Origin of the sequence: Hyphomicrobium sp. 2TAF46, from assembly GCF_052114865.1 — a bacterium.
Lineage (GTDB): Bacteria > Pseudomonadota > Alphaproteobacteria > Rhizobiales > Hyphomicrobiaceae > Hyphomicrobium_B.
This window is the reverse complement of sequence record NZ_JBFRFO010000003.1, coordinates 178,093-199,279: the sequence shown is the minus strand read 5'-3', so window position 1 is coordinate 199,279 and position 21,187 is coordinate 178,093. Positions and strand designations below refer to the sequence as shown.

18 protein-coding genes are annotated in these 21,187 nt (G+C 61.2%); 8 read left to right on the top strand and 10 right to left on the bottom strand.

Annotated features, from left to right (window positions below; translation table 11 throughout):
- The first annotated feature begins 94 nt into the window (after positions 1–94).
- From AB4Z24_RS07625 to AB4Z24_RS07610, 4 genes are all read left to right on the top strand, one after another.
- Positions 95–715 (top strand): hypothetical protein, encoded by a 621-nt coding sequence (locus AB4Z24_RS07625; RefSeq protein ID WP_441707136.1) that lies wholly within the window; start codon positions 95–97, stop codon positions 713–715.
- A 250-nt stretch (positions 716–965) separates the two neighbouring features.
- Entirely contained in the window at positions 966–1,439 is a 474-nt protein-coding gene (locus AB4Z24_RS07620) for an ABC transporter substrate-binding protein (protein ID WP_441707135.1), read from the top strand.
- A 226-nt stretch (positions 1,440–1,665) separates the two neighbouring features.
- Entirely contained in the window at positions 1,666–2,253 is a 588-nt protein-coding gene (locus AB4Z24_RS07615) for a PRC-barrel domain-containing protein (protein WP_441707133.1), read from the top strand.
- Positions 2,254–2,429: 176 nt separating this feature from the next.
- On the top strand, positions 2,430–4,295 hold the full coding sequence (locus tag AB4Z24_RS07610) for a hypothetical protein (RefSeq protein ID WP_441707131.1): 1,866 nt from the start codon (positions 2,430–2,432) through the stop codon (positions 4,293–4,295).
- A gap of 66 nt (positions 4,296–4,361) precedes the next feature.
- Here AB4Z24_RS07610 and ettA read toward each other — a convergent pair whose 3' ends face one another.
- From ettA to AB4Z24_RS07595, 3 genes are all read right to left on the bottom strand, one after another.
- A complete protein-coding gene (ettA, locus tag AB4Z24_RS07605; RefSeq protein WP_441707129.1) occupies positions 4,362–6,020 on the bottom strand; it encodes an energy-dependent translational throttle protein EttA in 1,659 nt (552 codons plus the stop codon).
- A 133-nt stretch (positions 6,021–6,153) separates the two neighbouring features.
- On the bottom strand, positions 6,154–6,903 hold the full coding sequence (locus tag AB4Z24_RS07600) for a CPBP family intramembrane glutamic endopeptidase (RefSeq protein WP_441707128.1): 750 nt from the start codon (positions 6,901–6,903) through the stop codon (positions 6,154–6,156).
- Between the two features lie 35 nt (positions 6,904–6,938).
- On the bottom strand, positions 6,939–7,967 hold the full coding sequence (locus tag AB4Z24_RS07595; RefSeq protein WP_441707780.1) for a mitochondrial fission ELM1 family protein: 1,029 nt from the start codon (positions 7,965–7,967) through the stop codon (positions 6,939–6,941).
- 135 nt (positions 7,968–8,102) lie between these two features.
- Here AB4Z24_RS07595 and AB4Z24_RS07590 point away from each other — a divergent pair, with 135 nt between their 5' ends.
- Positions 8,103–8,591: an Lrp/AsnC family transcriptional regulator gene (locus AB4Z24_RS07590; protein WP_441707126.1), complete on the top strand. Its 489-nt coding sequence runs from the start codon at positions 8,103–8,105 to the stop codon at positions 8,589–8,591.
- Between the two features lie 26 nt (positions 8,592–8,617).
- Positions 8,618–9,187, top strand: a complete 570-nt coding sequence (locus AB4Z24_RS07585) for a hypothetical protein (protein WP_441707124.1) — start codon at positions 8,618–8,620, stop codon at positions 9,185–9,187.
- Between the two features lie 21 nt (positions 9,188–9,208).
- On the opposite strand, the gene greA is transcribed toward AB4Z24_RS07585, so the two are convergent.
- From greA to carA, 7 genes are all read right to left on the bottom strand, one after another.
- The gene (greA, locus tag AB4Z24_RS07580) at positions 9,209–9,682 is read right to left on the bottom strand and encodes a transcription elongation factor GreA (RefSeq protein ID WP_290989306.1); all 474 of its coding nucleotides are present in this window, start codon (positions 9,680–9,682) and stop codon (positions 9,209–9,211) included.
- A gap of 129 nt (positions 9,683–9,811) precedes the next feature.
- Positions 9,812–13,087 carry a carbamoyl-phosphate synthase large subunit gene (gene carB, locus AB4Z24_RS07575; protein WP_441707122.1) on the bottom strand — a complete coding sequence of 1,092 codons (3,276 nt, stop codon included), beginning with the start codon at positions 13,085–13,087 and terminating at the stop codon, positions 9,812–9,814.
- A gap of 149 nt (positions 13,088–13,236) precedes the next feature.
- Complete coding sequence (locus AB4Z24_RS07570) at positions 13,237–14,463, bottom strand: MFS transporter (RefSeq protein ID WP_441707120.1); 1,227 nt, start codon at positions 14,461–14,463, stop codon at positions 13,237–13,239.
- Positions 14,464–14,581: 118 nt separating this feature from the next.
- A complete protein-coding gene (locus AB4Z24_RS07565) occupies positions 14,582–15,298 on the bottom strand; it encodes a hypothetical protein (RefSeq protein WP_441707118.1) in 717 nt (238 codons plus the stop codon).
- A gap of 36 nt (positions 15,299–15,334) precedes the next feature.
- The gene (locus AB4Z24_RS07560; protein ID WP_441707116.1) at positions 15,335–15,961 is read right to left on the bottom strand and encodes a hypothetical protein; all 627 of its coding nucleotides are present in this window, start codon (positions 15,959–15,961) and stop codon (positions 15,335–15,337) included.
- Between the two features lie 112 nt (positions 15,962–16,073).
- Positions 16,074–17,144, bottom strand: coding sequence for a ChaN family lipoprotein (locus tag AB4Z24_RS07555; protein WP_441707115.1), 1,071 nt, complete (start codon positions 17,142–17,144; stop codon positions 16,074–16,076).
- Positions 17,145–17,147: 3 nt separating this feature from the next.
- Positions 17,148–18,347, bottom strand: coding sequence for a glutamine-hydrolyzing carbamoyl-phosphate synthase small subunit (gene carA, locus AB4Z24_RS07550; protein ID WP_441707114.1), 1,200 nt, complete (start codon positions 18,345–18,347; stop codon positions 17,148–17,150).
- A gap of 168 nt (positions 18,348–18,515) precedes the next feature.
- Between carA and AB4Z24_RS07545 the strand changes: the two genes are divergently transcribed.
- Together AB4Z24_RS07545 and dnaG are read left to right on the top strand one after the other, a co-directional pair.
- On the top strand, positions 18,516–18,953 hold the full coding sequence (locus tag AB4Z24_RS07545) for a GatB/YqeY domain-containing protein (RefSeq protein ID WP_441707112.1): 438 nt from the start codon (positions 18,516–18,518) through the stop codon (positions 18,951–18,953).
- Between the two features lie 168 nt (positions 18,954–19,121).
- Complete coding sequence (dnaG, locus tag AB4Z24_RS07540) at positions 19,122–21,092, top strand: DNA primase (RefSeq protein ID WP_441707110.1); 1,971 nt, start codon at positions 19,122–19,124, stop codon at positions 21,090–21,092.
- Positions 21,093–21,187 lie beyond the last annotated feature (95 nt).

Below are 21,187 nucleotides of genomic sequence, written 5' to 3'. Positions count from 1 at the left end.
GGCGGCCCGCAGATTTCGGGACGCGGCTTAACGGCCTTTTAGCGATGTTTACCATAACGTGCCTGCCGCTGGTTCTGCGGGGATCGAGTTCAGAATGCGACGTCAGGATTTTGAAGTGATTGAAGTTTCAAGCGACCCGTACAGGTTGCCGATTACCCTCAGACAAACCAATACAAAGCTCACGAGGATCCCGGGGCTCGTGCTCTTGGGAATTCTCGCGGCGCTGATCGTTGCCCCGCAGTTGGCGTTTTCGGCCTATGCCGTAGCGTCCCCGGAGGTGCGACATGCGATGGTTACGCATCCCGTGGTTGCGATCGAGCTGGCGCTCGCCCTCGTCTTCTGGGTTGGCCTGATCGTTTGGCCGCTCCGCAATATCCTGCTCGCTTTGTTGTCGGACCGGATCGTCGATATCCGTGATGGCGAGGTCAAAGTCGTTGACCGGACGGCTTTTTCGAAGACGCTTTGGCGGATGCCGCTCAAGGCTTACGAGGGCGTAGCGGTGCACGTTCGCTCGTCGCTTTCCGGCGTGCGCCAAGAGGCTGTCCTGGTGCATCCCGATAGAAATCGCAGCATTATTTTGATGACGGGCGAGCATATCGGCGCGCGGGAACTCGAAGAATTAAGGAATTTGCTGAGCCTTCCATGTGCTCCGGCGGAGCGCCGTTTCGGCATGGCCGATCAGGTCTCGCGCCGAGAAAATGCTGTGGCCGCGTAGCCATCCGGCATCGTTTTGACGAGATTGTTGCCTCTCTAACGCGAGGTGAGACTTGTTTCGAAGCAGTGAGGGCGGCAGAGTCACGTTGGGCCACCGACCGCTTTATTTCTTTCAGGGGACGACTATGCGAGGGTTAGACATGAGGTGGGCATTTTCCCGGATACGCTCCGCGGGTTGTCTTGTCGTTTTTGCCGCCTGCTTTGCCGCGATTTCTACCGGTGGCGCACGAGCTGAATCTCCCGCTGTTTACATGCAGCGCGTGCAAAACGAATTGATCGTCGCGCAGAAGTCCGGTGGCGTCGCGCAGTTTGCAAACGTGCTGCGTCAGCACATGGACGTCCCTGGGATTGGTTTGACGGCCCTTGGCCCACACGCCCGCACGCTACCGAAGGATGAGCGGCCGGCCTATTACAATGGCATGATCAATTTCATCGCCAAATACGCGGCGAAGGAAGGCCCGAAATACATGGTCAAAAGCGCCGTGGTGACAGGTCAGGGCCCTGGCGACGCGGGTGGTACGAATGTCGACAGCCGGATTACGCTGGTGTCGGGCGAAAGCTACGATATCCGCTGGCTCGTGATGAAATCGGGAACGGGTTACAAGGTTCGCGATGCTCAGGTGGTCGGTTTCTGGATGACGTCGTTCCTCGACGATCTTTTCCAGAATTACATCACCGAGAACGGCAACAACCCGCGTGCGCTCGTCTTGGCTCTAAGCCGCTAGGAGTGGCCTTCCGGGCACTATCGTCCGGCTGCCTGCTGCAGCTTCACTCGCTTGCCATTCAAAGGTCTGAATCGATCCCCACTTGCGAGATGCCGTGAGCTTTGACAAAGCGCCGCACCCGTGGTCCTTGTCGAGCAAGCACGAGCAAATTCGATGCGGGCACCCTATAACAGCTGTTTACGAGCGCTATGTGCGTGCTGTTGCGAGTGGGGATTGGAGACGGGCCATGATTTCTTTGAAGTTGCGTTCGGCGCTGGGTATTGCGCTGGCTTTCAGCATCGGCTTCGCGATGCAGACAATGCCGGGTTCGGCGCAGGATCAGCAGCAACCTCCTGCTGAAGCCGATCAAGCGGCACCCGCAGATGCCGGCGCCGCTGGTGCTGCCGATACGATGCCTTCCGCAGAACAGCCCGAACAACATGATGGTAGTGCGGCCGCGACTGAAGCTCCGGCCCAGGCGGCCGAACCGCAGGGTGGCGCGGCTGAGACGCAACCTGCCCAGCCGGAAGCACCCGCCGCAGCCGCGGAAGCTCCGGCGGCCACAACCGCAGCCGTCCCGGCCAGTGATCTCAAGATTGGTGCCGCCGTTTACGGCGCCGACGGTGCGAAAATCGGCGAAGTCAATGGTGTCAAATCCGACCACGCCGGCAAGGTCCAGGAAATTCTCGTGACGGATGGCGTTGCGGCCGGCATCAACGCGAAGGTCTTTGCGATTTCAGCCGACAAGATCACGAGCGTATCGGATGGCGTGAAGCTGTCGCTCAGTTCGGAAGAAGCCAAGAAGCTCCCGATCATCGACAACAGCAACGGCTAGTCAGCCGACTGAAGGTTGTTTTGAAGCCGCGCTTTTAACCGAAGCGCGGCTTTTTGCTGCCAATTCACCGTGTTCAGCGGAATTTGCCGGCCGGTTCTCTCGCAAACGTGGCGCTGCTCGAATATCCAGGTCCTCCGACCTCAACGACCGCAACCTCGTCGGAGAATGGAAACGTCATGCGCAGCATTGGCTTCGTCGCACGTCCGCTTGTCCTATCGGCATTTGCGCTCTTCGCCGGCATCTCTGGTGCTTCGGCGGACGAAACCCTCGACACCAGCAAACTGCCGCGCGTCTCGGGCACGAAGGACATTTTCGCAAGCCCGTCGTCGACGATTTTTACGGCACCGGGCGCTGTCGCTGAGGCGGCCGAGGGTACAGTCGCGGCGCTCACGGCGGCAGGCTGGCAGCAGTATGCGCCGGCGTTTGCTGAGCAGGTCAAAACCCCAACGATGGCGATCGCGAACTTGAAGAGAGGCGCGGTTGGCCTCTCCGTGTTCGTCACGGTTGCGCCAGCGCAAAACAACGCGACGAGCGTCACTTATACCGGGGTGGTCATCGCCAACGACTTGCCATTCCCCAACGGGGCAACGGATATCAAGTTCGATGGTGATCGACCGTTTCTATCGTGTGTGACGGGCGGCGATCTCGCGGCGACTTCCGATTTTCTCCGTACGGAGTTGATCGCGCGCGGCTGGTCGCCGTGGTCGGTGAAGGACAACGCCAAGTCGGCCTATGCCGACCAGAAGACCGACAACGGTCTCTATGCGTATTACGTCCGCGACGCTGGGAAGCCTTTGATCCTAGTGTTGCAGAGCGCAGATGGCGGCAAGACATTGGTGAAGCTTGAATCCGTTTCTCCTGATCTCCTGCATCCGGACGAGAAGAAAGAGGCAGCGAAAGCGCCTGAGGTTTCTCCCGCTCCGGCAGCCAAGCATGAAGACAAGATTGGCGATGCCATGGACGATCTGGCTGCGAGTATCATCAAGCAGGCCCAGCAGGCGGTCGCTGACTCGATGCAAGGAGCGAAGCCAGCCGCCCCAGACAAGTCCGACAAGGCTGCCGATGAACCCACGGAGGCATTGACGGTTCTCGACGGCAACACCGCGCCCATTCCGGTTCCGTCGACGGCGGCGGACGTCGAATTCGACGGCGCCAGCGGCAATCTTGAATTCACCTCGTCATCCGGAATCAAGCAAATCGCCGCGTTCTACAGGAGTCAGATGAAGACGCTCGGCTGGACGGAAGAGAAGTCCGTCATCAACAAATCAAACATGGTGGTACTCGGCTTCCACAAGGGTGAGCAGGACGTGTCGCTGACGCTGATGAAGATGGGCACAACGGTCAACGTCACGGCTAACGGCTCGGCACTCGAAAAGCCGGAGGCGGCAGCGGAAGCGTCAGCAAGCAGCGATACCGCAAGTGCGCCTGCCAACGAGCCTGAAAAGGAACTTGAAGCCGAAGATGCCGGTGGCCTCCCCGTGCCGAAAGAGCATTCGCTGAGCGGGAGCGAGCAGTCGATGTTTCGCCATGGCGCCAATGCCAGCGTGCCGGCAAAGCTCACCTCTGTGCTTGCATTCTATCGCAGGGAGCTCGGCAAGCGCGACTGGAAAGAGGAGACGTCAAAGTCCGTCGTCAAGGATGATTCCGCGGAGATTCACTTCACGACGGCGGACGGTCCTGCTGTCCTGAAGCTCAGGCGCGCCAATGGCGAGACGACAGTCGCGCTCACCGTGCGCGAAGACGATAAGGCGACGAAATCCGGGTTGCTGGCGAAGGCGGGACAGACAAAGCTCCTGTTCGGCAACTACCTCGATACAGAAGCCGTCATTACCATCGCCGGCAAGACGATCAAGGTTCCGGCCGGCGCCGGCAGCAAAGGCCCGGACGGACCGACGCTCGACGTTGCGCCCGGCAAGTACCCTTACAAGCTCAAAGGCGGCACGAGCGGTGCCGTACCCGACGCCCCGATCGAAGTCGGCGCCAATGAAATCTGGGGCGTGATGATCGGACCTGGCGGGGTGCTCTCGCTGCAGATGTATTGAAGCCAGCTTGGACGGACATGCACTCCCAGCGGATATGCGTGTCCGTCCAATTGCTGGCGGAGTCAATCACCGTTCGAAGCGCTTGAACTTGATCCGGTGCGGTTCGACGGCCTGATCGCCGAGGCGGCGCTTCTTGTCTTCTTCGTAGTCCGCGAAGTTGCCTTCGAACCATTCGACGTGGCTGTCGCCTTCGAATGCGAGAATGTGCGTCGCGAGGCGGTCGAGGAAGAAGCGGTCATGCGAGATGACCACTGCGCAACCGGGGAAATCTTCGAGCGCCGCTTCGAGCGCGCCGAGCGTCTCCGTATCAAGATCGTTGGTCGGCTCGTCGAGCAGCAGCAGGTTGCCGCCCTCCTTCAAGAGCTTCGCAAGATGCACGCGGTTGCGTTCGCCGCCCGATAGCATGCCGACCTTCTTCTGCTGATCGGCGCCCTTGAAGTTGAACCAGCCGCAATATGCGCGGCTCGGCACTTCCTTCTTGCCGCCGAGCAACATTTGGTCAAGGCCGCCCGAGATCTCTTCCCAGACCGTCTTCTTGTCGTCCAGGTGAGCGCGGGACTGATCGACGTAGCCGATCTTCACTGTATCGCCGAGACGGATCGAACCCTTATCGGGCTGCTCCGCACCGGTCAGCATCTTGAACAGGGTCGTCTTACCGGCGCCGTTCGGGCCGATGACGCCGACGATGCCGCCGGGCGGCAGCTTGAACGAGAGATCGTCGATCAGCAGGCGGTCGCCGAATGCTTTCGACAGGCCTTCCGCTTCGATGACGACGCCACCGAGACGCGGACCGGTTGCGATCTGGATGGACGCGCGCCCCGTTTCCTCGCGGCCAGCCTCATCGACAAGCTTTTCGTAGGCAGTGATACGTGCCTTCGACTTGGCCTGACGTGCCTTCGGCGAAGACCGGATCCATTCGAGTTCGCGCGACAGGGTCTTCTGCTTCCCTTCCTCCTGCGCCTTCTCGACGGCTTCGCGCTTGGCCTTCTGCTCGAGCCAGCCGGAGTAGTTGCCCTTCCACGGCACGCCCTGCCCGCGGTCCAGCTCAAGCGTCCATTCCGTGATGTTGTCGAGGAAGTAGCGGTCGTGGGTCACGAGGATGACGCAGCCCGTGTATTCCTTCAGATAGCGTTCAAGCCAGGCGACGCTTTCGGCGTCGAGATGGTTGGTCGGCTCGTCAAGAAGCAGGATGTCGGGCTTCGACAAGAGGAGCCGCGTCAGCGCCACGCGGCGTTTCTCGCCGCCTGAGAGTTTCGTGACGTCGGCGTCGCCCGGGGGCGAGCGCAGCGCATCGAGTGCCTGCTCGACCTGAGCGTCGAGATCCCAAAGGTTCTGCGCGTCGATCTGATCCTGAAGCGCCGTCATCTCGTCGGCGGTTTCTTCCGAGTAGTTCGCGGCGATCTCGTTGTAGCGATCGAGAATGGCCTTTTTCTCCGCGACGCCTTCCATGGCGTTGCCGAGCACGTCCTTCTCGGGATTGAGTTCCGGCTCCTGCGGCAGATAGCCGACCTTGATGCCCTCGGCGGGTCGTGCCTCACCGATGAAGTCGTCAACCGCGCCAGCCATGATTTTAAGCAGCGTCGATTTACCGGCGCCGTTGAGGCCGACGACGCCGATCTTGGCGCCCGGCAGGAACGAAAGCGAAATGTCCTTCAGCACCTGCTTGCCGCCCGGATAGGCCTTGGAAAGCTTGTGCATGTGATAAACGTACTGATGTGCTGCCATTAGCGGCGCCTCGTTCGGAGTAGAGTTTAGGGATTGGGGACTTCCTAGCCGATTGTCGCGCCTTCCTCAATTGCATCATTGCGCCCATGTGCGACGTGCCGCGGGCGCTGCGGGCTTCAGCTCGGTCCCGATATCACCAGGCCGGGTTTTTGACGCCCGTGAAGAAGTAAACGCCCAGGCCGATCGTGAAGACGAGCCATCCCCAGAGGCAGTGCTCCATATAAACCGGCCAGAACGACCGGGTGCGCTCGTAGCGCCACGCCAACAGCAATCCGACGACGAACGTTCCGCCGACCGCGAGCCAGTTGCGGAAGAGGACGTGAGCAAAGCCAAATGCCAGTGCGTTGGCGAAGATCAGGGTCCACCGCGACTGAAACAGCGGTCCGTAGCGGTGAAAGAAGAAGACCCTGTAGGCGAATTCCTGCGGCAATACGGACGTGAACGGATAGAGCGTCATGATCTTCAGCCAGAGACCCGGACGCTCGGCGGCGAGCGCGAACAACCTCTCAGGCATCAACACCGCAACGAGCGAGCCGACCAGCGCGCTCCCGATGACGAACGTGCCGAGGATCGAAAGCGCCGTCGTTCCGGAGATGCCGCGGCTCAGTTCCTTTTTCAGGCTGAAGGTCCGGTCGAAATACAGGAATGCGAGAAATCCGATGAATACCGGCGGCAATGCATAAAACAGCGGAACGCGGTAATCGAAGACGGCGATCCGCATCAAGAGCGGCAGGCCGACGAACAGCACGCCGAGTTCCGCCCAGAGCTGCAGCCTGCGCCGTTCCGAAGGATGAATGACCGCGAACGATTGGGCGAGCGTTCCGCCGGCGCAAAGATCGGCTGAACCGAAAACGACATCTTTCGACGAGAAGACTTTCGTCATCGACTCTTCGCCTCTCGTCTTCCCTTGTTCGGTCTTCAGATCTTCGCTTTGACCAGACCCGGCAGCAGTTCAGCGCGACGGCGCCAGCGTTTCGCTATTTCGGCGGCGATGACATCGGCCGAGTGCAGCGGCTCGTATGTCCACGACGGCAGCGGTTCGCCGGGCGGGGGCAACGGACGGGTAGCGCCGTATGACGCAAGCCCGGAGTGAAAACGATTGAACTTCGCACTTCCGCCGCTCGGCGCGAAGATGAAGATCGGCCGTCCCGTCGCGGCCGCTTCGCAAGTCATGCTGACGCTGTCGGCCGTGATAACGAACATGTCGGCATGGGCGACGAAGTCGGGATATGGATTTTGTCCTTCCCCATCCCAGAAGAAGGACTGCGCGGCAGCGACCGAGCCCCTTAGGCGCGCCGCGAGGCGCTCGGGCGTGCGCCGCGACGTGGTGATCATAAGGCCCACTCCGCTCGCTGCCAGCTGGCCCAATGTCTCCACCAGGCGCGTCTCGTCCGCCGGCGAGTACCAGTAGTCGCCGTTCGGACCGCCGATCAGGCAGGCAATGCGCGGCCGTGGAAGGGCGGCGATCTTTGGCGGCGCGGTGGTGTTGAGCGCACGCAATCGGGCGGGCGAATAGCGATGCGGTGCCGTCAGCGTCGAGATGACGTTCGGGCCCCGGCGCCGGTCATGGGCGGGAACCCATATAAGGTCGGCGCTACTCGGGCCTGTGCGRGGGTCCATCAGGATGACGGTGTAGGTCTCGAGCCCCGCCCGGCGCTTCAGGGCGCGGATGTAGGGAATGGTGGTCCGGCCCGTCGCAAACGCGAAGGTGGGCCACGGCGGGCGGAGCCGCAGCCTGCCGCCATTGGTCGTGGCTAAAGACGGGAGCGGCCCCCAGGGGGCGATAAACTTGTAGATGCCAGTCAGGTCGATCCGGCGGATCTCGGGCGACAGTCCGAGCGCTTCGACAACGCCCAGGGCCTGCGCTTCGTGCCCGGCCTTGCCATCCGAGAAAATCCAGGCGGTCTGGCCTTGAAGCAGGGTCGCGTATGGGTCGGTGCGAGTCATGTTCGACAAACTTTGCGGCTCCTCACCGAGGCGGTCTTGAGAATAGCGGCGGTCCGGTTAAAGAAATAAGCGAAACTTCGTGCGGCGATCTACATTCCTGTTATTACTCCGCCTTCCCTGCATTGGCGCGGCTCCATGGCACTCGAACTCGACGAAACGGACTGGCGGATCCTGCGCGAGCTGCAAGCCGACGGACGCATCACCAATATCGCTCTCGCCAATCGCATCGGCTTGTCGGCACCGCCTTGTCTCCGGCGCGTGCGGGCGCTCGAGGAAGCAGGGCTCATCACAAGCTATACCGCTCTCGTCGATGAGGTAAGGCTCGGATATGCGCTGACGGCATTCGCCATGGTCAGGCTTCACAATCAGGCGGAATCCGATCTCCGCTCCTTCGAAAACAGAATTCTCAGCTGGCCCCTCGTCCGAGAGGCCTACATGCTGTCGGGCGAAAGCGATTTTATACTGAAGTGTATCGCTCGGGATCTGCAACGGTTCCAAGGCTTCGTGCTCGATGAACTGACGGCGGCGCCGAATGTCGCCAGCGTCAAAACCTATCTGACGATCCGCCGGGCGAAACGCGATCCGGGCGTACCGATCAGCATGGAAGGCCCGGAAGGAACTTAGTGAACGCGGCCTATCGCGGAGGGTTGATGAGGACCTTTCCTAATCTGGCGCTGGGGACCGGAAAAGCGCTCGTTATCTCGGTCGTGAGCGTATTGCCGTCCAATGCCGCCACCTCGGACGATCTCTACAATAGCTACTTCGCGAATGTGCTCGACGGCGCGCCGTGCTTTGCGCGGACCTATGATGAGCCTTTTCTCAAGGACCATCCGGCGCAGCGGGTCCGTAAAATCGAGATCGACCTTTCCAAGCAGAATTCCGACGGGACGCCGAATACCGCCGATCGGTTCGAAATCGGCTTCGGGCTTATGCTGAAATCGGGCCCCGACTGGTACGGACAGGCCGCGCGATGCAAGACGAACGACGCGGATTTCGAGTGTTTTCTCGAAGGCGACGGCGGCGTCTTCCGACTGACGCCCCAGAGCGGCGGCGGACTTCGCCTCGAGCCTGGCGATAGCGGCATCGCCATCCAAGGTGGCGCGGGTGAGGTCGAACTCAACGACAAAACGGGCGGCGATCGCGCCTTCGACCTTGTTCAGTCGAAGGAAGAATGCCGGTCCGCCTCGGCATTCTTCGACGGCAGCAACAATAGCGATTGAAGGATCGGGAGGGGGCTCGGCTTAGCCCCAGTTCACCTTCAGAACTTCGAGTGTGCGTGTGCCCTTCGGCGTGGTGACGTCGACGCTTTCGCCCTTGGACTTTCCGATCAGCGCACGGGCGATGGGAGACGAAATAGAGATCTTGCGCGCGCGCAAATCAGCTTCCGTATCACCGACGATCGTATAGGTGACCTTGTCGCCGGAATCTTCATCCTGCAGTGTAACGGTCGCTCCGAACTTGATCGTGTCGCCGGAAAGCTTGGTGATATCAATAACTTCGGCGCGGTTGATCTTGTCTTCGATCTCGGCGACGCGCGCCTCGTTCAGCCCCTGCTGCTCCTTGGCGGCATGGTATTCGGCATTTTCCGACAGGTCCCCATGAGCGCGAGCTTCGGAGATCGCCGCGATGATGCGCGGGCGCTCGACAGCCTTCAGGCGGTGCAGTTCCTCCTCGAGGTTCTTGTAACCCTCAAGCGTCATCGGCACCCGTTCCATCATGTTCTCCAACGGCTCGATTATTGCGGGGAAGAGCCCCCCAACACACGGTAACAGTAAGGTTGGCATACAGGAAAGCAGCGAAGCCGGGCGCGCCTCCCAGCGCGCTCCGAACACTCCAAGAAAGGCTTAGCGATGGGCGAAAGCCTGCAACGGAGCCACTTCCAGCGTGTCCGATGCCAACGCTTTGATGGCCCGTGTAACCGCTACTGCCCCCGCCAGTGTTGTATAGTAGGGGATGTGGTGAAGCAAGGCCGTGCGCCGGATGTCCTTGCTGTCGCTCAGGGCTTTAGCCCCTTCGGTTGTATTGAAAACAAGGTGAATATCCCCGTTTTTCATCGCGTCGACGATGTGCGGACGGCCTTCCAGAACCTTGTTGATGGCATCGCACTGGATACCGTTGGCCTCGAGCAGACGCTTCGTCCCGCGGGTAGCAACGATCTTGAAACCCATGGCGGCAAGCTCCCGGACGGGCGCGACGACGCGCGCCTTATCGCTTTCCTTGACGGAGACGAAAACTGTCCCGCCCGATGGCAGTTTCTGGCCGGCGCCGAGCTGGCTTTTCCCGAACGCCATCGCGAAGTCGTGGTCGATGCCCATGACCTCGCCTGTCGAGCGCATTTCCGGCCCGAGGATCGGATCGACGCCGAGGAACCGCGCGAACGGGAACACCGCTTCCTTGACGGCGATGTGCTTGTAAGCGGGCTTCGAGAGCTTGAAGCTGGCAAGCGGCTTGCCTGCCATCACTTGCGCGGCGATCGAGGCAATCGGCAAGCCGATGACCTTCGCGACGAACGGCACGGTTCGTGACGCGCGTGGATTGACCTCGAGGATGAAGACCTGCTCGTCCTTGATGGCGAACTGGACGTTCATCAGGCCAACGACGCGCAACGCGAGTGCGAGTTCGCGCGTCTGCCGCTCGAGTTCGGCGATGATGGCGGGTGACAACGAATGCGGCGGCAACGAGCAGGCGCTGTCGCCGGAGTGAATACCGGCTTCCTCGATATGCTCCATGATGCCGGCGACGAACGTATCCTTGCCATCGGACAGGCAGTCCACGTCGACCTCGACGGCATCGGTCAAATAGCTGTCGATCAGGAGCGGGCGCTTTTCGGAAACGACGAGTTCCGAAGGCTTGTCGAGCGTCGCCGAAAGGCGGGCGACATAACGGTCGACCTCCGCCCCATCGTGAACAATCTCCATCCCGCGTCCGCCCAGAACGTAGGAAGGACGAATGACAACCGGATAGCCGATCTGCTCGGCGATGCCGCGCGCCTCGCCCGGGGCTTTGGCGATGCCGCTCTTCGGCTGGGTGAGCCCCAGCTTGTCGATCAGCGCTTTGAAACGATCGCGGTCTTCGGCGAGATCGATGGCGTCCGGTGAGGTGCCGAGGATCGGGACGCCCGCCTCTTCCAGCGCGCTCGCGAGCTTGAGCGGCGTCTGGCCACCGAACTGCACGATCACGCCCTTGAGCGTGCCTTTGTTGTTTTCAACACGGATGACTTCGAGAACGTCTTCGGCGGTCAACGGCTCGAAGAAGAGACGATCGGAGGTGTCGTAATCGGTCGACACGGTTTCCGGATTGCAGTTGATCATGATCGTCTCGAAGCCCGCCGCCGTCAGCGCGAAGCAGGCGTGGCAGCAGCAGTAGTCGAATTCGATACCCTGGCCGATGCGGTTCGGGCCCCCACCGAGGATGACGATCTTGTTCTTGCCGGTCGGGTCCGCTTCGCAGACGGGGTCGCCGCTAAGACCTGTTTCGTAGGTCGAATACATGTAGGCGGTCGGCGAGGCGAATTCCGCCGCGCACGTATCGATGCGCTTGAATACGGGCTCGACGCCCAGTGCCTTGCGCCGGGCGCGGACGTCCGCCTCGGTCGTCTTGCCGAGCTTCGCAAGGCGAGCATCGGAGAAGCCCTGCGCCTTGAGCGCGCGAAGATGAGCAGCCGACTTCGGCAGTCCGTGTGCGAGGACACGGGCTTCGCTGTCGACGATGGCTTTGATCTCGCGCAGGAACCACGGATCAATTTTGCAGTACTGATGGATCTCATCGAGCGAGAAGTCTTCGCGGAAGGCTTGCGCCACCTTCAGGATCCGATCGAAGGTCGGCCGGGAGACGGCGGCGCGGACGATGTTCTTGTCGTCGCCTTGGCCGAGGCCCTCAAGCTGGACGTCATCGAAGCCGGTGAGGCCGGTTTCCATCGAGCGCAGAGCCTTCTGCATGCTCTCCGCGAAGGTCCGGCCGATCGCCATCGCCTCGCCGACGGATTTCATCGAGGTGGTCAGCGTCGTGTCAGAGCCGAGAAACTTCTCGAAGGCAAAGCGCGGAATCTTCGTGACGACGTAATCGATCGTCGGCTCGAACGATGCGGGCGTCGCGCCGCCGGTAATTTCGTTCTGAATTTCATCGAGCGTGTAGCCGACGGCGAGCTTGGCCGCGACCTTGGCGATGGGGAAGCCCGTCGCCTTCGACGCCAGCGCCGACGATCGCGAAACACGCGGGTTCATCTCGATGACGACAAGCCGGCCGTCAGCCGGATTGACGGCGAACTGGACGTTCGAGCCGCCGGTCTCGACGCCGATCTCGCGCAGCACCGCAATCGAGGCGTCGCGCATGATCTGATATTCTTTGTCCGTCAGCGTCAGCGCGGGGGCGACGGTAATGCTGTCACCGGTGTGCACGCCCATCGGGTCGATGTTCTCGATCGAGCAGATGATGATGCAGTTGTCCGCCTTGTCGCGAACGACCTCCATCTCGAATTCTTTCCAGCCGAGAACACTCTCCTCGACGAGGACCTGAGACGTCGGCGAGGCATCGAGGCCGCGCTCGATGATCTCGAAGTATTCTTCGCGGTTATAGGCGATACCGCCGCCCGTTCCGCCGAGCGTGAACGAGGGTCTGATGATCGCCGGCAAGCCGACGGTCTCGAGCGCCGCCGCTGCCTCATCGCGCGAGTTCACGAGTGCCGAGCGCGGCGTCTCGAGGCCGATTTCGCGCATGGCTTCGCGGAAGAGCTGGCGATCCTCGGCCTTGTCGATGGCTTCGGCCTTGGCGCCGATGAGCTCGACGCCGTACTTGTTCAGGATGCCCTGCTTATGGAGTGCAAGCGCGGTGTTCAGCGCCGTCTGTCCGCCCATCGTCGGAAGGATCGCGTCGGGGCGCTCCTTGGCGATGATCTTCGCCACCACATCCGGCGTGATCGGCTCGACGTAGGTCGCGTCCGCGAGATCGGGGTCGGTCATGATCGTCGCGGGATTGGAATTGACGAGGATGATCCGGTAGCCCTCGGCCCTCAGTGCCTTGCAGGCCTGGGTGCCGGAATAGTCGAACTCGCACGCCTGGCCGATGACGATCGGGCCTGCGCCGATGATGAGAATGGAGTTTATGTCGGTTCGTTTTGGCATTCGGCGCACGGATTTGGCCGAGGCTCGCAACGTCGCGGTCGGCTCAGGGTTGGATCTGGGGTCGGGCTAAGGGGGCCTTATAGGCAATGCGCTGCGCCGGGGAAACCCCGAAAATTTTTCGAGCGATCGTTCATCGCGGATAAGCGCGTTTATCCCTTTTTCACCTTGTCACATTCTGGCGCATCGGACCGTGGAAGAAAGACGGTCAACAGGCCGAGAAACGGCAGGTAAGAGCAAATCAGGTAGACATAATCTATGCCTTTGGCATCGGCGACGATGCCAAGAATGGCCGCTCCGATGCCTCCCATGCCGAAGGCGAAGCCGAAAAAGATGCCGGCGATCATGCCGACCCGGCCGGGCACAAGCTCTTGTGCAAAGACGACGATCGCCGGGAAGGCGGACGACAGGATGAGGCCAATCAACACAGAGAGCGCGACCGTCCAATTGAGATCGGCATAGGGCAGCGCCAACGTGAACGGCAGGCAGCCGAGGATCGAAAACCAGATCACCGTCTTGGCCCCGAAGCGGTCGCCGAAGAGACCGCCGAGTATCGTGCCGACCGCGGAAGCGCCGAGAAATGCAAACAGCATCAATTGCGACGTCTGCACGGAAACGCCGAAGCGATGGATGGCATAGAAGGTGTAGTAGCTCGTTATGCTCGCCATGTAGACGTTCTTGGAGAAGACCAGCACGGTCAGAACCGTCAGGGCGACGGCCGTCCGGCGCCGCGAATGAAGAAGCCCGACGGTGCGCAGCTGATTGACACTCTTGCTCTGTGCAGAGGCCGCCCATTGGCTGACTTTCCAGAGAATCGCCATTCCGACGAGCGCGATCAAGCCGAACCAGGCCAGGCTCTGCTGACCACGAGGCAGCACGATGAACGCGGCCAGCAGTGGACCGATCGCAGTGCCGAAATTGCCGCCGAGCTGAAACAGTGATTGCGCAAAGCCGTGACGGCCGCCGGATGCCAAGCGCGCAATACGCGACGATTCCGGGTGAAAGATCGCCGAGCCGATGCCGACGCAGGCCGCGCCCATGATCAGGCTCGCGTAGCTGTTCGCAAAAGCCAGCATCAGCAGGCCAACAAAGGTCGACCCCATTCCGATGGTCGTCGAATACGGTACGGGACGTTTATCGGTGTAGTACCCGATGAATGGCTGCAAGAGCGATGCCGTCACCTGGAACGCCATCGTCAGAAGGCCAATTTGCCAGAACGTCAGCGCGTAATCGTGCTTCAGGATCGGATAGACGGCCACCAGCAACGACTGCATGACGTCGTTGAGAAGGTGGCAAAAGCTGACGGCGACGAGAACGGCGAACGAAGCGGTGGCCATCGGCGCGCGCAGCGCCGAGCGTGACGATTCCAGTGTGGTCATGAAAATCTCCGGCCCAGCTTTTAACGCCGAAGGACCGCCAGGTCATCGCGCAAGCTGGCATACCAGCCATCCCAGCCGGCATGGCCTGTACGCATTACCCGTCACGAGATCTGAGAAACTATTTGCCGGGCGCCGGTTCGCTGCCTTGCGACTGCGGGGCGGGCGGCGGCGCAACCACGTCCTTCGGAGGATCGATTTTCATGTCGATGGGGAAAGTATAGCTCGTTCTGAAGATCGGCTTATCCTCATGGCCCGGCGCCAATATCGTGTTGCTTGATGGTAGGCCCGTGAGCGCGTCGACGTAGAACATACGATAGGCTTGGTTGGATGTCGCCGTGGACCCCTTCTCCGGCTCATTATCGAGCCGGTAGGAGAAGACGTCGCGCCCCTGGAGCTGGGTTCGGCCTTTGCAGGCATAGCTGCCGATATCCGTCTGCTGCGTTACGACGGATTCCTGCATCTGATTTTTGACCTGATCCGTGACTTTCTGCGGCAGCGGACGCCAGCCCTTTTCGTCCTGCTTCGACCAGGCCTCGTTTCCGACGAGGATCAGTTCCGTCGTCTTATTGGTCAGCTTGTCAGTCACTGTCTGATGCATGCGGTCGGGAAGGACGTAATCGACTTGCATCTGCGTCGGGCCGTTCTCCGTCAGCATGTGCGTGTCCATGCGGAACCACGCCGACTTCCGGAGTTTCTGAAGCGCGGCGGAAACCTCATCGCTGCACGGATTGGCGTTGGGCTTCGCTCCTGGAGCGGCCTCGGGCGTCGGGGCCTGTGCGAATGCGTGGCCGGACAGAGCGGCGACTGTCACGAGTGCGAGCGCGATGCGGCGCATAGGAATATCCTAACTGAGACCGAGGTGCGGCTGGACTTAACGGAGCTTTTGCACGGGAGCGTTCGTGGGCGCAACGATGTCGATATCGGTCGGGTACGAATACTTGACCTTCAAGACGGGCTTCGCCCCGTCTGCAAGGCTCGCCACGACGTTGAAGGCGGGCAGCCCAGTTGCTGGATCGACATAGATCGTCCGCGCCATCGTCTTCGTATGATCGGCCCCCGGCGGCGTTTTATCCGCGGTGCGGTAGGCGACTAAATCGTGGCCGTCGAACTTTGTGGGGCCGAGACATTCGAAGTCTCCAAGGCCCTTGGGCGGCGCGTATACGGTCTGGTTCACCTCGGCGACGATCGACTGGGTATACTGGGGCAAAAGCTCTTCAAAGCTGCCGCTCGTTCCGGCAAATGCCCGGTCTCCGACAAGCATCGTTTGCTGCTCGCCCGGCATGGCGGGTGACGTCACTGTCTGCAGCATCCGGTTGGGCGGCATGTAGTCGATCCGCATATGCGCCTCGCCCTCCGCCGTCGGCTGGCTGAATTCGACGCGGAAGGCCTTGGATGCTCGCTGCTTGGCAAAGGCGGCCAGAACTTCGTTGGTGCAATCGGCTGCGAAAGCAGGTGCCGCCATCGCAAGTGAGAGGATGGCCAAGCAGAGCGCGCGCATTCATTTCCTCCAGATTTTTTCCTTGGTTATACTCAGAAGCGCCTGCGAAGCGATCTTAAAGTTCAGCAAGGTTGATTTCGGAGAGGACGGTCGGGAAGCCACCGTCGGCCGGCTATTTTTTGCGCATTTTCTCGCAAGGGTCACCACGCTCGGTGCGTGCGGTGAAGACCACGAAATCGGCAGCCGGCTGGCCGTCGGGACCTCGCGGTACATAGGTCTCGGGGGCGTCGTTGCCGTCCTCGACCTCCACGAACATCACCGAGACGATCTTTTTCTGCCCATCGCGCTGGCGGATGTACCAAGGCACGCCGCGGTCCGTCCGGGCGTGCCCGGTGCCCGCAATCAGAAAGGCGGAGCCGTCCGTCGCCACCGCATCCAGCACCGCATTCGCGAGATGCGCGTCGCGGTACCGCTGGGCGTACGCCATGCCGCCGAACGCTTCCTTCGGAAGAGCGCCGCAATGCGCGTTCTCAATTTCCTTGACCGAGGCCGCGTCCAGGCTTTCTCCCAAAGGCGCGTCGAGGCCGAGGCGCGACCTGCTTTCCGTCGAAAGCGCCGCCTCCCCTCCCTTGGCCGCCTTCATGATTTCGGCGCGTGAGACGTCGCCCGCGTAAATCGGGAGACGCAGCTTGATCGCTGTGGCGAACAGCGGATCGTAGATATCCTTCGGCCAGGAGGATTTCTCCCAGTCGACGAGCCGCTTCAGATCGCCGAGCGTGCCGGTGCCGGGCGTCGCGCTGCCGGACAAGGTTTTGAAGCTGGCGAGGCCCGCGTCCTGATCAGAGCGAAGCTGTTCGAAAACGACCGCCGGCCGCTTCTCGGCCGATTGGCCTCCGAACTCCTCGACGGCTGCCGCTTGCAGAAGATGATGTTCGGCATTGTCGTGGGTCTCGCCGAGAATGAGAACGCCGCCAGACGACATGGCGGCGGATGCTGCCGCCTTCAGACGGATCCACGGATTACCCGCACATGAGGCATCCGAAATCTCGGAACCCGCCGGACCCGTCGCGAGGATTTGCCCGCACAGGGGATGCGCACACGTCTTTGCCTGACGCGCAATCTCTTCAAGAAACGGCCCGCGCTCGAACGTGCAGGCGCGTGCGCTCGCCCCGAACGTGAGCGCCGTCAAAAGTGCGGCGACCAAGCCTCCGGCGACACTTCTCGCTCCCCCCGGTATTTTCATCGGTCAGCGCTCGCGGCGTGCCGTCTGGCCCTTCTGTTCACGCATCATGTTGACGAAGCGCGTGAAGAGATAGTGGCTGTCCTGCGGGCCGGGTGACGCCTCCGGATGGTGCTGCACGGAAAAGACGGGTTTGCCCTTGAGCGCCAAGCCGCAGTTCGACCCGTCAAACAGCGAGACGTGCGTTTCGACGACGTCTGCCGGGAGACTTTCGCGGTCGACAGCGAAGCCGTGGTTCATCGAAACGATCTCGACCTTGTTGGTCGTGAAGTCCTTCACCGGATGGTTGGCGCCGTGATGGCCCTGATGCATCTTTTTCGTCGTCGCGCCCAGCGCCAGACCGAGCATCTGGTGGCCGAGGCAGATCCCGAACATCGGCTTGCCGCTGTCGACGAGCTTCTTGATTTCAGGCACCGCGTATTCGCCGGTTGCCGCCGGGTCGCCCGGACCGTTGGACAGGAAAACGCCGTCCGGATTGCGGGCGAGCACGTCTTCGGCCTTTGCCGTCGCCGGGACGACCGTGACCTTGCAGCCGGCGGTGGCGAGGCAGCGCAGGATGTTCCGCTTCAGGCCGTAGTCGATGGCCACGACATGGAATTCCGGATCCTCGTTGCGTTTGAAGCCTTCGTTCCAAACCCAGCGCTGCTCATCCCAAGAGTAGCTCTGGCCGCTCGTCACTTCCGGCACGAGATCGAGGCCCAGCAGGCCGGGCCAGGCTTTCGCCTCGGCCTTCAATGCATCGATGTCGAACTTGCCGGCCGGATCGTGCGCGATGACGCCGTTCGGCATGCCCTTTTCGCGAATACGCGCCGTCAGGGCGCGCGTATCGACGCCCGTGATCGCGATGATGCCGCGCGTCTTCAGCCATTGATCGAGATCCTCGGCTGAGCGGTAATTCGACGGAGCGGTGATATCAGCGCGCAGGATGCAGCCCCTGACGCCAGACCGCGACGCGAGGTTCGATGTCTCGGTATCTTCGGCATTGGCGCCAACGTTCCCGATATGCGGGAAGGTAAACGTGATGATCTGTCCGGCGTAGCTCGGGTCAGTCAAAATTTCCTGATAGCCGGTGATCGCGGTATTGAAGCAAACCTCGCCGACGGCGGTGCCTGTCGCACCGAGACCGCGGCCCGCAATGACTGTGCCATCGTCAAGCACGAGGCGCGCCGTCAGAGGCACTTCTGTCCAGGGTTCAGGTGCGGTCATCTGTCATCCATTGAATGGGGCTTCGAGCAAAGGCTCAAATCGCGCGGGAACCTAGGGTAACGACCTTTCAACGTCAATTATGGTCAGCTCGTAAAACTTGTCGCCGCAGCGCTTGCGGGGGCATAAGCGCACCTCGTAAACCAATCCCTTGGTTCCAAGGAGACATCCATGCGCGCGAAGATCAACGCCGATCTCAAAACGGCAATGAAAGCCGGAGAGAAACAACGCGTTGCGACGCTCAGGCTTATCAATGCCGCGATCCAAACCGCGGAGATCGAAACGAAGAAGGAACTCGACGACGCAGGCGTCCTTGCCGTCATGACGAAGATGGTCAAGCAACGCCGCGATTCCATCGCGCAGTACACCAGCGGCGGCCGCCCCGATCTGGCCGCCACCGAGCAGGCCGAAATCGATATTATCGAAGCCTACCTGCCAAAGCAGATGGATGAAGGCGCTGTTAGCGCCGCGATCGTCGACGCCATCAAGGAAACCGGCGCGTCATCGGCCAAGGACATGGGCAAGGTCATGGGCGTGCTCAAAGCCAAGTACGCGGGACAGATGGATTTTCAGAAGGCGAGCGCCGCCGTCAAAGCCGCGCTCGGCTAAACTCCGACAGCGCGGCTGCGTGCGTGAGCCTGTGGAAAGTGGGTATCGTCCGTCGTGACAAGGCGTTGAACGGGCGAGCTTCTCAGCGAATCACCTATTCAGTATCACGCCGAGGCTCCCCAAAAGGGGCCGGGGCGTCGTTTTCGCTCATCGAGGCTTTCCGCGCTCATGCGCTTCAGTCCGAACCTTCTGGATGAAATCCGATCCCGGCTGCTCGTCAGTCAGGTCGTCGGCCGGAAAGTCGCGCTGAAAAAATCGGGCCGTGAATTCCGGGGCCTTTCGCCGTTCAAGGCGGAAAAGTCGCCCTCGTTCTTCGTCAATGATCAGAAGGGGTTCTACCACTGCTTCGCTTCGGGCGAGCATGGCGACATCTTCACCTTCCTGATGAAGACCGAGGGGCTGGAATTCCCGGAGGCGGTGGAGCGGCTTGCGGCGGAAGCGGGCGTCGCGATGCCCAAGCCCGCCGAGCGCAACGTCGAGCAGGAAGACCAGCGCGAACGGCTTTACCGGCTTCTGGAAGCCTCGGCCGCGTTTTTCGAGAGCAATCTGCGCACGGGCCTCGGTGCTGAAGCGCGGGGCTATCTCGAGCGGCGGGGGCTGGCGCAAGAAACGATCCAGGCGTTCCGGCTCGGCTTCGCGCCGAACTCTCGCACCGCGCTCAGCGCTCACCTCAAGGGCAAAGGCTTTTCGCCGGCCGACATGGCAACCGCCGGGATGCTGATTGCAGGGGACGACATCCCTGAGCCCTATGACCGGTTTCGCAACCGGGTGATGTTTCCGATCCTCGATCTCAAAGGCCGCGTCATCGCGTTCGGGGGCCGTGCGCTCGAAAAGGACGTACCCGCCAAGTACCTGAATTCGCCGGAAACTCCGCTGTTTCACAAGGGCCACATCCTGTTCAACGCCGCGCGCGCCCGGACGGCTGCCCATGACAAGAACAGGGTGATCGCGGTCGAGGGCTATATGGACGTCGTGGCCCTCTCGGAGGCGGGCTTCAACGAAAGCGTCGCGCCGCTTGGAACGGCGCTGACCGAAGATCAGTTGAAGCTTTTGTGGCGTTTTGCACCAGAACCTACTCTGTGCTTCGATGGCGATGGCGCCGGCCGCAAGGCTGCCGATCGTGCCGTCGAGATCGCTCTGCCCCTGGTCAAGCCAGGCTTTAGCGTTTCATTCGCCTTTCTCCCAGACGGCCTCGATCCGGATGATCTCGTCCGTCAGCGGGGTGCCGGTGCCATGATGGAAGTTCTGGAGAAGACGCGTCCGCTCATCGACGTGCTGTGGGACCGGGAGCTCAAGGCTCAGCCGACGGGAACGCCGGAACAGCGGGCGGCGCTCGAAGCACGACTGAAGAGCCTAACCGAGTCCATTCAAGATGCGACGGTTCGCAGCCACTACGCCCGCGAGCTACGCGACAGGTTGTATCAGCTCGGCCGGGACAGAAATTCTGCCGCCAATCGGAAGACCGGAGGGGCGCCGTCCTTCCAATCCTCCTACGCGCGGCCTATGGCTGCGCCGGATTGGCGTGGACGCGAGCGCAGCCGCCTTGCTCCGGCCGACAAGCGCTTTCCCAACAAGTCCCCCTATCCCGGGGCTTTAACGGCCAGCCCGGAACTCGTAAGTCATTTTCAGAGTATATCGCCACGCGAGGCGTTGATCCTGAAAACACTTATTAACCATCCCTGGCTGATTGATGAGCATTCGGAAGCGGTTGCCGTCATTGAGTTCGCCTCGCCTGCCATCTCAGCGCTTCGCGATGAGATTTTGGCAGTGCATGCGCGGCAGAATTCCCTTGACAGCGCAACTTTACGAACCCAATTGAGCAAATCGGGGGTTGCAAAGGTGGTGGACCTCGTCGCGCGAACGATTACGCACAAAAGCGACCGTTTTGCCGAGCCAGATGCCTCCGCCGCCGATGTCGAAGCCGCCTGGCACCATATTCTTGCGCTACAACAGCGACAGGCCGAGCTTGGCCTTGCCCTGAAGAGCGCTGAGGAGGCTTGGTATCGGGATTGCACGGAAGACGCTGAAAATCGCCTTCTCGACATCAAGCGCCAGATCGCCCGCGAGACGGCGCTGAACCAAATGGATGAGTTCGATCAGCCCGACGACAACGATTCAGATGTCAAGCGCGCCGGCTAGGCGTGTGATTAGCATTTCCGCTTCGGAAAGTTGCAGCAGGCAGCGTTTCGAAACCTAAATTCGTGATCTAGCCGTTCTCGTGCGGGAGCGGCCCA